This is a genomic window from Amycolatopsis sp. VS8301801F10 (assembly GCF_046195355.1).
Taxonomy (GTDB): domain Bacteria; phylum Actinomycetota; class Actinomycetes; order Mycobacteriales; family Pseudonocardiaceae; genus Amycolatopsis.
This window is the reverse complement of the sequence record NZ_CP176065.1, coordinates 3,790,866-3,803,633: the sequence shown is the minus strand read 5'-3', so window position 1 is coordinate 3,803,633 and position 12,768 is coordinate 3,790,866. Positions and strand designations below refer to the sequence as shown.

Here is a 12,768-nt window from a genome sequence, read left to right as displayed (position 1 = left end):
CGCCGGAGCACCCCGCGCCCGCGAACGCCCGCCCGAACACCCGCCCCCGCGAACGCCCGCCCGAACACCCGCCCCCGCAAACGCCCGCCTGAACATCCCGCCCCTGCGAACGCCAACCGGAACCACCCCAGCCACCCCGCTCTACCGCCAAGCCCGCCCGGCCCATCCCCGCCACCACCACTGCTCCCGCCACCACTCCCCGAACCGCCCGAGCCTCCCCCGCCGCCCGACCGCGGTCTTCGCCCGGCGGCTCCGTCCCGCACTGGTCCAGTCCAACCGCACCGTCACCATCTCCCCCTTCTCCCCAGCGAACCGCTCTCCAGCGGACCACTCGCCCCCGCGGTCCGCGTCCTTTCGCGCGGAACCGTTGCGCCGCAAGGGTGAACCCGCCGCACCGAATTCCGGCATACCTCCCGAACCAGCCCCCCGCCGGACAAGAGCAGCCGACCGCACCTTGACTTCATAATGGTCTAGTCCAATGCTTACCGCAGTCATTTTCCGAAATGCCGGAGGACAGATGCAGCGAAGCAGACTGGCCGCCACCCTCGTCGCCGCCGCTGCCGTGGCCGGAGCAGCTGCCGTCGTGGCCGCGACCGCCCATGCGCAGACCGGGACGCCGACCGGCCTCGACAACAACTGGTACGCCGCCGCGCCGTACCTCATGCCGCAGAGCAACAACCCGCCCGACCCGGTGACCGTCATGAACGCGACCGGGCAGAAGGCGTTCCAGCTGGCCTTCATCCTCGCGCCGAAGAGCGGCGGATGCAGCCCCACCTGGGACGGCACCTCGCCGGTTTCCTCGGACACGACCGTCGGCGACGCGATCAACCGCATCCGCGGCAACGGCGGCGACGTGTCGGTTTCGGTCGGCGGCTACGGCGGCACGAAACTGGGCCAGACCTGCGGCACCGTCGACGCGACCGCCGCGGCCTACCAGCAGGTCGTGACGAAGTACAACCTGAAAGCCATCGACTTCGACCTCGAAGAACCCGAATACGAAAACACCGCGGCCATCGCGAACGAACTCGGCGCGGCGAAGAAGCTGCAGGCGGACAACCCCGGGCTGTTCGTCTCGGTGACCATGCCGGGCACCGCGGCGGGCACCGGCTGGTTCGGCACCCAGCTGCTGGACCAGGCGAAGTCGATCGGCTTCTCCCCCAACAACTTCTCGATCATGCCGTTCGACGGCGGCTTCAACGGCGGCGGCGCGTCGCAGGTCTCGGCGCTCGAAGCGTTCCACGGCCTGCTCCAAAGCCACCTCGGCTGGGACAGCGAAACCGCGTATTCGCACGAGGGTTTCTCGGGCATGAACGGGAAATCCGACACGTCGGAATACTTCAACGTTTCCGATTTCCAGACCGTGTACGACTACGCGACCAGCCACCACCTCGGCCGGTTCACTTTCTGGGCGGTGAACCGCGACCGGCAGTGCACGACGACGACCGACAACAGCGTGTGCTCGAACGTCCAGCAAAACGACTGGGACTTCACGAAATTCACCACCCGCTTCGCCGGCGCGACCCCGCCGCAGACCACTCCGCCGACGAGCCCGACCAGTCCGACCAGCAATCCTCCGGGCACCTGTTCGGCACCGGAATGGCAGAAAACGCAGGTCTACACCGGCGGCGCGGTGGTCGCGCACAACGGCCACAAATGGACCGCGAAATGGTGGACCCAGGGCGAGGAACCGGGCACGACCGGGCAGTGGGGCGTCTGGACCGACAACGGAGGCTGCTGACCGATTGATTTTCCGGATCGGGCGCTGCGGTGCGGATTCCGTGCGGCAGCGCCCGATCCGTCAGTCGCGGATCAGGGCCGGACGCCCGGAAGATGCGTGTTGGCCCGGCGGACTTCCGAAGCCAGCGCCGGGACTTCGATCACCCGCCGCCCGGCCGCGACAAGCCGCTCGACCCCTTCGGCCTCGACGAACAGCGACGGTTCCCGCCAAGCCATCACCACTCGCGGAATGGCCGTCTCGAGGATCAGCTGCGTGCAGCTTTTGGGGTGGGACGCGCGGTCGCTGCACGGTTCGAGCGAGCTGTACATGGTCGCGCCGGCGAGCCGCGGATCGTGCGGATCGAGCTTCGCCAGCGCGGCTTCTTCCGCGTGGTTGCGCGGATCGCCCTCGCCCGAATGCCCGGTGGCGAGCACCGTGCCGTCCGGCAAACCGACGACCGCGCCGACCCGGAACGTCGAACTCGGCGGGCATTCGTCGGCGAGTTCGATGGCCTGGCGCAACCGCAGCAGATCGAGCGACGACGGTTCAGCCGCGGCGCGATACCGCAGCACCGCGACGTCTCCGAGCCGCCGCACTTCCGTCAGTTCCAGCGGCCGGGGGAACGCACCCGGCCCGAGAAACCGCGGCGCCCGCGGATCGCCGACCATGACCGGCGCGATCGCGAGCCGGAGCTCGTCGGCGAGCCCGGCGTCGAGGAACTGCGTATGCACGGCGCCGCCGCCCTCGACGAGCAGCGTCCGGATCCCCCGCTCACCGAGGTCGTCCAGGACGTGCTCGAGCCGCGGCGGACTGCCGACCTCCACCACGGTCGCGACCGCGCTCAGGCTGTCCGCGCTTCCTCGCGGCGCGTAGACGAGCTTTTCGGTGTCGCCGACGGTGAAGAACCGCGACGCCGGATCCAGCTTGCCGCTGTTCGTGACCGTCACCTTGACCGGCTGCTCCGGCCGCCCCGCCGCGACCCGCTCGCGACGCAGTGCGGCGGACCGCACGAGAAGCCGCGGGTTGTCGGCCCGCACCGTGCCCGCGCCGACGAGGATCGCGTCGGCCTCGGCGCGCAGCCGGTCGACCTCCGCGAAGTCGTCCTCGTTGGACAGGAGCAGACGGGTGCTGCCGGCGTCGTCGAGGTAGCCGTCCAGCGATTGCGCCGCGGACAGCAGGACGTGCGGCCGCCCGGTCATCGTGCCCATCCGCTCATCGTGCTCCGGCCAGGTCAGGCAGGCATTACGGCGTACTGGCGGACGTACAGGTCGGTGTAGGTCACCGGCCCGCGCGGCCCCGGCACCCGGTCGAGGTTGATGCCGGTTTCGGGCACCGCGAGCAGCTTGAAGCCGTCCAGCAGCCGGGTCGGCGCGTTCCAGAACACGCCCGTGCCGGTGTAGCCGTCGAAGAACTGCTCCGCGGCCGCCGGGTTCTCGGTCGCGATCCCCGCGGCGAGCCCGGACGTGCGCTCGTTCGCGATCTCGACCGCGTCGACGAGCCCGCCGACCTTCTCCACGGTGACCGTCGCCTCCCGCTCGGAGTCCAGCGCCCACTCGTAGCCGATCGGGTGCTCGTGCGGCGCGAGCGAGGGCGTGACGCCGCGCTCGGCCAGCGCCGACTCGATCTGCGGCCACACCGTGTCGTGCACGTCCTCGTGGATCAGCAGCAGGTTCAGCCGGTTGCAGACGCCGAGCCGGTCAAGGCTCGAGTACACCAGGTCGCGGACCTTGTCCGCGTCCGCCGCGACGTCGACGTACAGCACTCCGCCACCGTCGGCATGCGCCAACGTGCGCACCCCGTGCACCGCGGCCTCGGTCGCCAGCGCGCGCGTGCTGTCACCGCTGCCGCGCAGGATGACGAGCGGCACGAGCCCCGGCAACCGAACCAGCGCCGACGCCGCCTCCCGCTCCACGCGCGGCACCAGCTGCACGACGTCCGGGTTGATCCCGGCCGCCTCGAGCGCGGGCGCGATCACGACGTCCCGCAACCGCTGCGCCGACCCCAGCGCCGCCGACCCGGTCCGCAGCACGCCGCCGTTGCGCGACTTGACCAGCTGCGACGCCACGTCGACCGTCACGTTCGGCCGCGCCTCGTAGTTCGCGCCGATGACGCCCACCGGCCGCCGCCGCTCGACCAGCCGCAGCCCACCGTCCAAGGCGGACACGTCGACGGACCGCTCCTGGTGCGGAGCGCCGGCCAGCAGCCGCAGCTGCGAGGCCATCCCGTCGAGCCGCTCGGGAGTGATGGTGAGCCGGTCAAGCAGACCGGCGCTCATCCCGTCGGCCGTAGCCTTGGCCACGTCGGCCCGGTTGGCCTCGAGCACCTCGTCCCGGTGCGCGACGAGCCGCTCCGCCATCCCGACGAGCGCCGCGTCCACCGCGTCGTCCCCGGCGGCGGCCAACGACGGCGCAGCCGCCTTCGCCGCCCGCGCACACTCCTCGACGGCCTTCGCGACCTCGTCCATCGCCTGTCTCCCTCCGCGGCTCAACAGACGTCCAGTCTGCCGTACCGCCCACCTGGAGAGACGACGGGCTCAGCCCTCGGGACACTCGCGACCCCAGCCTCCTGGTCGGTGCCATGGTCGACAACGCCGTCGCTCACGACCGGGGCGCCCGTGCCTGCGGTCTGCCACCACTGCCTCAGCCGCGGGTCAGGTCGGTCCCTCACTCTCCCAGGGCACAGGCCCGCGAACACCGTCACGCCGCCCGTTGTCGCTGGCTCAACCGAGCTTCCGGCCGACAGAGGCTCCGCGACACTCGAGGCAACAGCTCATGCCGCCCGATGGACCCCGCAGGTCAGCACCACGTCAGCCCGCAGGGCCAACCGCCGACCGCAGCGCCCAACCATCTTGGCTGCACCGCCCAGCCATCTCGGCCACTCCACCCGGCCGCCGACCGCATCACCAGCTACCAGCCGCTCCGCCCAGCTCACGAGCGCGCCGCCCGGCCGTCGGTCACACCGCCGTCCTCAGAGGACCCCGCGGACCCCGACCGGCTCAGCTGCGACTCCGCGACCCGCACAACCCGACCACGCGACCGAGCCACCGCCCCGGGTCAGCTCACCGAAAGCCGGACCCGCAGCGCCCGCGTCACAACGCCAGCGGCTGCAGCAACCACAACCCACCCGCGATGACGCAGCTCACCGTGAGCACGCCGAACACCAGCACCCACAACACCGCGGGTACAGCGGTCAACCGGCTCAGCTGATCGGCGTCGGAGTCCCGCGCCTGGCCACGCCGCCGTTTGAGCTGAAGCTCCACCACCGGCCGGACCCCGCCGAACAGCAGGAACCAGGTCAGCAGATACACGAACGGCGCCTGCACCACCTTCGGCGCGACCAGAGCCACCAGCCCGAGCACGACCGCGCTCGCCACCACGGTGAACACGCCATAGGCATTGCGCACCATGATCAGCACACCCAGCAGCAGCAACGCGACGAGCACGAGCACCGCGGTGATCAGGTCAGCCCCGACCAGGCTCGCGAACAGCAGTCCCAAGACCGACGGCGCGACGTACCCGGCCAAGGCCGTGAACGCCATGCCCGGCCCCTCAGGCTTCCCGCGCGACACGGTGACCCCGGAGGTGTCCGAGTGCAGCCGGATCGAACGCAGCCGCCGTCCGACCGTCACCGCGGCCAGCGCGTGGCCTGCCTCGTGCACGATCGTGATGACATTGCGGGCGAACCGCCAGGGTGTCCCGCCGGCCAGCACCACCAGCAACGCGATACCGCCGGTGACCAACGTGATGACGCTCGGCGTGTTCGCCTGTTCCAGCGCCGCGCCGACTGCCCCAGTGCCCGCGGCCATGGCCGCACCAGAGATTTCCCCGGTGCCCGGTCGAGCACTGAGCACAGTCGAGACGGCGAGTGCAGGCGTAGTCACGCGGACACCTCACCACAGGCCTTATTTGGCCGCGGTGAGTGCCCGGGCGTCACCCGTCGACCGCGATTCGGTATGGGGCGCGGCCTCATTCCATGGCGTCTCCCTCCTGTCGATCCGCGACTTCAACCACCGCTCAGTCCGCCACCTCCGCAGACGCCGACGCCCGCAACCGATCGAGCCGGAAAAGGTGGGCGACCCACGACCGGTACGGACGCCAGTCCTCAGCCAGCGGTTCAAGCTCGTCCGGCGGTGTTCCGGGCGGCAACGCGTACTCCGCGCACAGAATCTGGTGGAGCTGGGTGTCGAGCCGGGGGAACAGATCGGGGTGTCCCGCGCCGTGCAGCAGGATCTGCTCGGCGGAGAACGCTCCGATGCCCGGGATCGCGCACAGCCGGGTCATCGCGTCGGGGACCGGCAAGGCCAGCAGCTCCTCGGCGTCCAGCCGGCCGTCGGCAGCAGCCCGCGCGACCGCTCGAAGGCGAGCGAGGCGGAACGGCCCCAGCGACGGTTCGTCACCCAGCTCGGCCAGAATCTGTGGCGAGGGAAAGGAAAATGGCCCGTCCTCGCCGATCTGACGGCCATGCCGCACCGCGAGCTGCTCGCGCAACCGCATCGCCTGCCGGACTCGCATTCCTTGCGTGAGCACGGCCCAGCAGGCCGCTTCGTACGGCGACGAATGCAGCACCGGGCGCGCACCGCTGTGGCGAGCGTGCAGCCGCCGGACCACCGAATCGCGGCTCGCGACCTCGGCGAACCCGGACTCGTCGACATCGAGCGAAAGCATCCGGCTCACCTGCGCGACCACGCGCGCGGCGATCTCCACCGGCGCCGCCACGCCGACTTCGACCGTGCCCGGGGATCTCTGCCGGATCGCGGCACCGGCGTGGGTCCATGTCCCCTCGACCGGGAACGCCACCCGCAGCACACCCGGTTCGGCGGCGAAGGATCCCGCCGGGCCGGCCCCGGCGAGCCACTGCGACGCGGCGCTGAGGTCGAAGGCCCCGTGCACGGCGATTTCGCCGGTGGGCAGGTCGATCGGACGCAGGATCGGTGCGGTCATCAGTCAGTCCTCCTCGCTGGTCTCCGCGGGTCGGAGACCGTGCGGACGACGTTAGGAACAGGGACCGACAATGCCGAGCCTCGAACGCTTGATCGGACAGATCTTCACTCGAACGAGTGAGCCGTCGATGCCGCATACTGCCGGTATCCCCACCGAGAGGACCCCCGTGCCGCACCACAGCACCCAGCAACGGCTCGCCGATCTGCTCAGCGAGCCGGCCACGACAGCCGACGGATTCCTCGACACGCTCGGCGACGCCGCCCAGGCCGGCCCGCCCACCGGGCTCACTCAGCGGCTCATGCGCACCACGCTGCTGCCGCAGGTCTACGAACGCTATTGGAGGCCTGTGCTCGGCCGCGTCCTCAAAGGCCTCGACGGCCCGAGCATGGCCGGCGAGGTCGCTCTGGCCGCCGAACGGCTCGCGCTGCGACCGGGTCAGGTCGTGCTCGACGTCGCGTGCGGAACCGGCCGGTTCACACGCGCGTTCGGGGCGGCCGTGGGACCGGACGGACTCGCGATCGGCCTCGACGGCGCGCGCAGCATGCTTTCGCGCGCGGTCGAAGAAACTGATTCGCCGAACGTCGCTTACCTTCGCGCCGACGCCGTCGAACCGCCACTGCGTTCGTCCACTGTAGACGCTATTTGCTGTTTCGCCGCCCTGCACATGTTCGCCGAGCCGGAACGGGCACTCGATTCGTTCGCCCGCATTCTGCGCCCCGGCGGCCGGATCGTCCTGCTCACGAGCGCCCGCCGAGACTGCCAGCCGGCCCGGACCGCCGACACCGCAGGAGGAATCGTCAGCGGGCAACGCATGTTCGACCGCGGGGAGATCGCGGCCGGCCTGCGCGCACGCGGCTTCGACGAGGTCCGCGAACAGTACTTCGGCGTGGCCCAACTCGTCTCCGGCCGGCTGCCTGACGTGCGATGATCCATTTTTGTCGGGGTTCGGCGATAGCATTCCCCGCATGACCCACGCCGCTCCCGTCCCGCCCGACGACAGCCACCTCCGTTCCCTCATCGAAGCCACCGCCGACGCCGTGGCCGCCGCCGAACCGCTCGGCTCCGAATACGCCGGAGCCGACGCGGAAACCCGTGCTGCGGTTGAAGAAGAAGTGCGCGCTCGAGCGAGCGAACTCGTCGCGCTCAGCCAGGATCTGCACGCGCATCCGGAGGAAGGGTTCGCCGAACACCGGTCAGTCGGCGCGCTCGCCGAATTGCTGCGAGCCCACGGACACGAGGTCACCGTAGGGCTCGGCGGACTGGACACCGCGCTGCGCACCGGAACTCCGGACAACGAAGGCCCGCACATCGCGGTCCTGTCCGAGTACGACGCCTTGCCCGGATTGGGGCATGGCTGCGGACACAACGTCATCTGCACTGCCGGAGCCGGCGGGTTCCTCGGCGCGGCAGCAGTGGCCGAACGGCTCGGCGGCCGGGTGTCGCTGGTGGGCACTCCCGCGGAGGAAGGCGGTGGCGGCAAGGAAACGCTCGCGCGGGCCGGGGTCTTCGACGATGTCGACGCGGTGATCATGCTGCACCCGTTCAGCCACGACATCGCGCTGCACCCGTTCCTCGGCAGGCGGCAACTCGAGATGGTGTTCCACGGCGTCGGCGCGCATGCTTCGGCGCAGCCGTTCATGGGGCGCAACGCGCTCGACGCCGCGGTGGCGGCTTATCAAGGAGTATCCGCGCTGCGGCAACAACTGCCGTCGAGCGACCGAGTGCACGGCATCTTCACCGATGGCGGCGCACGGCCGAACGTGATCCCCGAGCGGGCGGCTCTGCTGTTCTATCTCCGGTCGGCGAATCCGGAGACGCTGCGCGACTTGGCCAGGCGGATGACCGCGATCGCTCACGGCGCCGCGGAAATGACTGGCTGCGGGGTGGAATTGCACTGGGACGAGCAGCCGGCGTACCTGCCGATCCGGTTCAACACCACGCTGGCCGGCCGGTGGTCGGTCAATCAACAGGGCACTGGGCGGAAGCCGCTGCCGCCGGGCATCGTGCCGGAGTTCCTGACCGGGAGCACTGATCTCGGCAATCTGTCCTATCGGATGCCCGCGTTGCACCCGATGATCGCGGTGTCCGAGCCGACGGTCGCGTTGCACACCAAGGAATTCGCCGAAGCCGCCGGGTCGCCGACGGGTGACCAGGCAGTCGTCGACGGTGCGCTGGGCCTGGCCCTGACCGCCGCCGACTACCTCGCCGACGCGGAGTTGCGCAAAGCCGTGCACGACGAGTTCGAAGCATCGGGAGGGGCGCTGGACGTGCCGAGTTTCTTCGACTGACAGTTCGTTGGGAGCGATGGGGAACGCGTGGACGACGGGCTGAGAGGCTCGCAAGGAGGTGCGCGTTGGCCGGTTTGACGGGGCGGGCTGAAGCCTGAGGAGGTTGGGCTGCCGCTGTGACGACAGCGGTTGCGAAGCCTGCGGGTTATGTCCGGCACGGCACGAGGATGCACTGGCTGAGAACGGCTGAGAATTCTCAGCTGATTCTTCTCAGGAAAGCCTGAGGGATTTCCACAGGCTGCTCATAAGCGCGGGCGCGAATCTTGGTTCATGACCGAGAACGAGAGCCGGCCCGGCCCCGCTACACCCGGTGGGCACCAGCCGCACCAGCGCAATGAGCAGTACGGCCAGTACCGGGCCGGGTCGAGTCCGTTCGCCGCCGGGCAAGGACATCTTCGCGATGCCGGAGGCAGTCCTGCCGGCCAAGCCGGAGCGCGTGGCGGCGAGCAGGCGTCCGCGAGCGCTCAGCAGGCCGGACCGGGCGACGCGCGGCCATCCGGCGGTGCCCAGGCATCCGCACCGGGTGTTGCTCAGCCGCCGCGGCCGGATGCGGCCGCGCAGTCTGGGTCGAACCCCGCGCCCCTGCCAAATCCGCACGCCGCACACCGCCAACCCGGCGCGCCGCACAACCAGCCTGAGGCCCCGCAACAACCTGGCCCGGCCAACCGGCCCGGAACCCAGCACAACCAATCCGGACCGCCGCACCAGCAACCCGCCACTCCGCACTACGGACCCATGCCACAGCCCGCCGAACCACCGGCAGTCTTGGCTGGCCCGCGGAAGCGGTCCGGTCGTCTGGCCGCGCTCGTCGGAGCCACTGCACTCGCCGCCGCTCTTCTCGGCGGCGGTGCCGGCGCGGCGATCGTCGGGCTGAGCGGCGGTTCCGGCACGTCCTCGACCACCGCGGCGTCCTCCGCCACCGCGCAGACCGTCGGCAACACCACGGCTTCCGGGGACGTCAGCACCGTCGCCGCGAAGGTGGTGCCCAGTGTCGTTCAGGTGAACGTCACGACCGGGCGGGGCACGGCGATCGGATCTGGCGTCATCCTCACCTCCGACGGTCGGATCCTCACCAACGCGCACGTCGTGCAGGGCGCGCAGACCGTCACGGTCACCACGTCGGACGGCAAGAAGTACCAGGCGAAGGTCGTCGGCTCGGACACCAAGAGCGACATCGCGGTGCTGCAGGCGCAGGGCGCGAACGGGCTCACGGCCGCGACGCTCGGGGACTCGAGCAAGCTCGCCGTCGGGCAGCAGGTGATCGCGATCGGGTCGCCGGGCGGGCTGCAGAACACCGTCACCACCGGCATCGTCAGCGCGCTCAACCGGCCGCTTTCCGACGTCGGAGGCGGCGACGAGCAGAACTCGCCGTTCGGCAGGCAGGCCTCGAACGTCACGTCCGACCCCAGCTACACCGCGATCCAGACCGACGCCTCGATCAACCAGGGCAACTCCGGCGGCGCGCTCGTCGACAGCAAGGGCCAGGTGATCGGCATCAACTCCGCGCTCTACAGCCCGAACTCGTCGGCGGGCAGCGTCGGGATCGGGTTCGCCATCCCGATCAACGACGCCAAGAAGATCGTCGACCAGATCGTCAACGGCTGACCGCAACCCCGGAGGCGGACCGTGGTCGGGGCGGCCCGCCTCCGCTCCTCGCTCTCGGGACAGTGAGGAAACCTGGCCGCTCTCTCCGGGAATTCGGGGCCTGGAGAGAGCGGCTGCTTCACGCGTCCGGCAGCTCGTAGACCAGCGTGAACGTGTGCTTGCCCGCGTCGTCCACGGCGATGTCGGCCGACCCGGAAATCCCCGCCAGCTCGTCCGTGCCCGAGCCGGGAAGCAGGACCAGCGACAGCCCCTCGTCACCGGCCGTGTGCCGGAGCACGAAGCTGCCCTTCCGCCCGTCGACAGAGCCGGTAAAGCGCTCGAAGGCGACGTACGCGCGCGACGTCTCGTTCGACGCCGTCAGCATCTCGACCCGGCTGGTCCCCTCGACCGCCCCGGTGAACGACTTCTCGATCACCACCTGCGCGAACGTCGTGCCACCTGCCTCGTCCTGCGCCTGCGGCTCCCATTTGTCCAGCTCGAACGCGGCGACGGCGGTCCTGGTCATGCTCTTGCTCCTCTGCCGGAAACTCGGTCCCGGACAGTCAACCGCCGATACCTGCCATCTCCTGTCAGGTATCTCAGCGCCGCCGGTTGCCGAACAGCCCGCGCGTGAACTCCCGCCCGAGCGAACTCGCCGCCGAGCGCATGAACGACTTCACCGCCGGGTTGCTCAATGCCTGTGCCAGGAACCCCGGTTCTTCCTTCTCCGGCTTGGGCGCGGCCGGCGCCTCGGGTTCCGCGGCCGGCCCGGCGGGCTCAGCGGCGGGCACGGCCTTCGCCGCCAGCTTCTCGTACGCCGACTCGCGGTCGATCGTCTCCCCGTACTTCGCGTTCAGCTCCGACGACGCGACCGCCGCACGGATCGCGTCCGCCCCGATCGACCCCATCTTCGATCGCGGCGCACGCAGCCGCGTCCACGCGACCGGCGTCGGCGCGCCGCGTTCGGACAGCACGGTGACGATCGCCTCGCCGATCCCCAGCGACGTCAGCGCCGTCTCGAGGTCGTAGTGCGGCGACTTCGGATACGTCTTTACCGTGCGCGCCAATGCTTTCTGGTCGTCCGGCGTGAACGCGCGCAACGCGTGCTGCACCCGCGCGCCGAGCTGGGACAGCACGTTGTTCGGGATGTCGGTCGGCAGCTGCGTGCAGAAGAAGACGCCGACGCCCTTCGACCGGATGAGCTTCACCGTCTGCTCGATCCGCTCCAGGAACGCCTTCGACGCGTCGGAGAACAGCAGGTGCGCCTCGTCGAAGAAGAACACCAGCTTCGGCTGGTCGAGGTCGCCCTCCTCGGGCAGCTCCTCGAACAGCTCGGCCAGCAGCCACATCAAAAACGTCGAGAACAGCGCCGGTTTGGACTGCAGATTGTCCAGTTCGAGCAGCGTGATGACGCCCTTGCCGTCCTGCTGGCGCATCAGGTCGTGGACGTCCAGCTCGGGCTCGCCGAAGAACTCCTCGCCGCCCTGGGCCTCCAGATTGGACAGTGCGCGCAGGATGACGCCCGCCGTCGCCGCGGACACCCCGCCGATGCCTTTGAGGTCTTCTTTGCCCTCGTCGCTCGTCAGATGCGTGATGACCGACCGCAGGTCCTTGGTGTCCAGCAAGGCGAGACCGCGCTGGTCGGCCCAGTGGAAAATGAGGCCGAGCGTCGATTCCTGCGTCTCGTTGAGCCCGAGCACCTTCGACAGCAGCACCGGCCCGAAGCTGGTGATCGTCGCGCGCACCGGAATCCCGGTCCCGCTGGTGCCGAGCGACAAGAACTGCACCGGACCCGCCGCCGGCGCCCAGTCGTCGCCCAGCTCAGCGGACCGTTTCGCGGTGCGCTCGCTCGCCTCGCCGGGCGCGGACAGCCCGGACAGGTCGCCCTTGACATCGGCCAGCACCACCGGGACCCCGGCCGCGGACAGCTGCTCCGAGATCAGCTGCAGCGTCTTGGTCTTGCCGGTGCCGGTCGCGCCCGCGACCAGGCCGTGCCGGTTCAGCGTCGCCAGCGGCAGCCGGACCGCGGCCGACGCTTCGGTCTTCCCGTCGATCACCACCGCGCCCAGCTCGACGGCCGCCCCGTCGCTCACGTATCCCCGCGCGATCTCCGCCGCTGGTCCCGACGCCTGCTCGGCCACTGGCCGCACCCCGTTCCGAGTCCGAAATCACACCTCGCTGCACTGGCTGACCGAGCGTAACGCGCCGGAAGCCCAGGTGACGCCGCTGATATCCCCGT

Annotated in this window: 10 protein-coding genes; 4 read left to right on the top strand and 6 right to left on the bottom strand. The window is 70.2% G+C overall.

The features are described from left to right. Positions 1 to 517 precede the first annotated feature (517 nt). The gene (locus F9C11_RS18005; RefSeq protein ID WP_409186026.1) at positions 518 to 1,738 is read left to right on the top strand and encodes a chitinase; all 1,221 of its coding nucleotides are present in this window, start codon (positions 518 to 520) and stop codon (positions 1,736 to 1,738) included. A gap of 71 nt (positions 1,739 to 1,809) precedes the next feature. On the opposite strand, the gene F9C11_RS18000 is transcribed toward F9C11_RS18005, so the two are convergent. The 4 genes from F9C11_RS18000 to F9C11_RS17985 all read right to left on the bottom strand — a co-directional run bounded on the left by F9C11_RS18000 (position 1,810) and on the right by F9C11_RS17985 (position 6,657). Beyond that, positions 1,810 to 2,916, bottom strand: coding sequence for a dihydrofolate reductase family protein (locus tag F9C11_RS18000; protein ID WP_409186929.1), 1,107 nt, complete (start codon positions 2,914 to 2,916; stop codon positions 1,810 to 1,812). Positions 2,917 to 2,948: 32 nt separating this feature from the next. Beyond that, positions 2,949 to 4,181: an aldehyde dehydrogenase family protein gene (locus F9C11_RS17995; RefSeq protein WP_409186025.1), complete on the bottom strand. Its 1,233-nt coding sequence runs from the start codon at positions 4,179 to 4,181 to the stop codon at positions 2,949 to 2,951. Positions 4,182 to 4,805: 624 nt separating this feature from the next. Then, on the bottom strand, positions 4,806 to 5,522 hold the full coding sequence (locus tag F9C11_RS17990) for a M50 family metallopeptidase (RefSeq protein ID WP_409186928.1): 717 nt from the start codon (positions 5,520 to 5,522) through the stop codon (positions 4,806 to 4,808). 208 nt (positions 5,523 to 5,730) lie between these two features. Continuing rightward, positions 5,731 to 6,657 (bottom strand): DNA-3-methyladenine glycosylase family protein, encoded by a 927-nt coding sequence (locus F9C11_RS17985; RefSeq protein ID WP_409186024.1) that lies wholly within the window; start codon positions 6,655 to 6,657, stop codon positions 5,731 to 5,733. 166 nt (positions 6,658 to 6,823) lie between these two features. Between F9C11_RS17985 and F9C11_RS17980 the strand changes: the two genes are divergently transcribed. The 3 genes from F9C11_RS17980 (at position 6,824) to F9C11_RS17970 (ending at position 10,550) form a co-directional block, all read left to right on the top strand. Next, positions 6,824 to 7,585: a class I SAM-dependent methyltransferase gene (locus tag F9C11_RS17980; RefSeq protein WP_409186023.1), complete on the top strand. Its 762-nt coding sequence runs from the start codon at positions 6,824 to 6,826 to the stop codon at positions 7,583 to 7,585. A 37-nt stretch (positions 7,586 to 7,622) separates the two neighbouring features. Then, a complete protein-coding gene (locus F9C11_RS17975; protein ID WP_409186022.1) occupies positions 7,623 to 8,945 on the top strand; it encodes a M20 family metallopeptidase in 1,323 nt (440 codons plus the stop codon). Between the two features lie 735 nt (positions 8,946 to 9,680). Then, positions 9,681 to 10,550, top strand: a complete 870-nt coding sequence (locus tag F9C11_RS17970) for a S1C family serine protease (RefSeq protein ID WP_409186021.1) — start codon at positions 9,681 to 9,683, stop codon at positions 10,548 to 10,550. 118 nt (positions 10,551 to 10,668) lie between these two features. Here the strand turns inward: F9C11_RS17970 and F9C11_RS17965 are convergent, their stop codons facing one another. Together F9C11_RS17965 and F9C11_RS17960 are read right to left on the bottom strand one after the other, a co-directional pair. Further along, the gene (locus F9C11_RS17965) at positions 10,669 to 11,055 is read right to left on the bottom strand and encodes a DUF3224 domain-containing protein (RefSeq protein ID WP_409186020.1); all 387 of its coding nucleotides are present in this window, start codon (positions 11,053 to 11,055) and stop codon (positions 10,669 to 10,671) included. 73 nt (positions 11,056 to 11,128) lie between these two features. Continuing rightward, positions 11,129 to 12,670, bottom strand: coding sequence for a helicase HerA-like domain-containing protein (locus F9C11_RS17960; protein WP_409186019.1), 1,542 nt, complete (start codon positions 12,668 to 12,670; stop codon positions 11,129 to 11,131). Between the last annotated feature and the right edge of the window lie 98 nt (positions 12,671 to 12,768).

What these genes read in the sequence shown, in the direction of transcription:
- F9C11_RS17965 (WP_409186020.1), bottom strand. Translation starts at nt 11,055, where the DNA reads ATGACCAGGACCGCCGTCGCCGCGTTCGAGCTGGACAAATGGGAGCCG.
- F9C11_RS17995 (WP_409186025.1), bottom strand. Translation starts at nt 4,181, where the DNA reads ATGGACGAGGTCGCGAAGGCCGTCGAGGAGTGTGCGCGGGCGGCGAAG.
- F9C11_RS18005 (WP_409186026.1), top strand. Translation starts at nt 518, where the DNA reads ATGCAGCGAAGCAGACTGGCCGCCACCCTCGTCGCCGCCGCTGCCGTG.
- F9C11_RS17970 (WP_409186021.1), top strand. Translation starts at nt 9,681, where the DNA reads ATGCCACAGCCCGCCGAACCACCGGCAGTCTTGGCTGGCCCGCGGAAG.
- F9C11_RS17975 (WP_409186022.1), top strand. Translation starts at nt 7,623, where the DNA reads ATGACCCACGCCGCTCCCGTCCCGCCCGACGACAGCCACCTCCGTTCC.
- F9C11_RS17985 (WP_409186024.1), bottom strand. Translation starts at nt 6,657, where the DNA reads ATGACCGCACCGATCCTGCGTCCGATCGACCTGCCCACCGGCGAAATC.
- F9C11_RS18000 (WP_409186929.1), bottom strand. Translation starts at nt 2,916, where the DNA reads ATGACCGGGCGGCCGCACGTCCTGCTGTCCGCGGCGCAATCGCTGGAC.
- F9C11_RS17990 (WP_409186928.1), bottom strand. Translation starts at nt 5,522, where the DNA reads ATGGCCGCGGGCACTGGGGCAGTCGGCGCGGCGCTGGAACAGGCGAAC.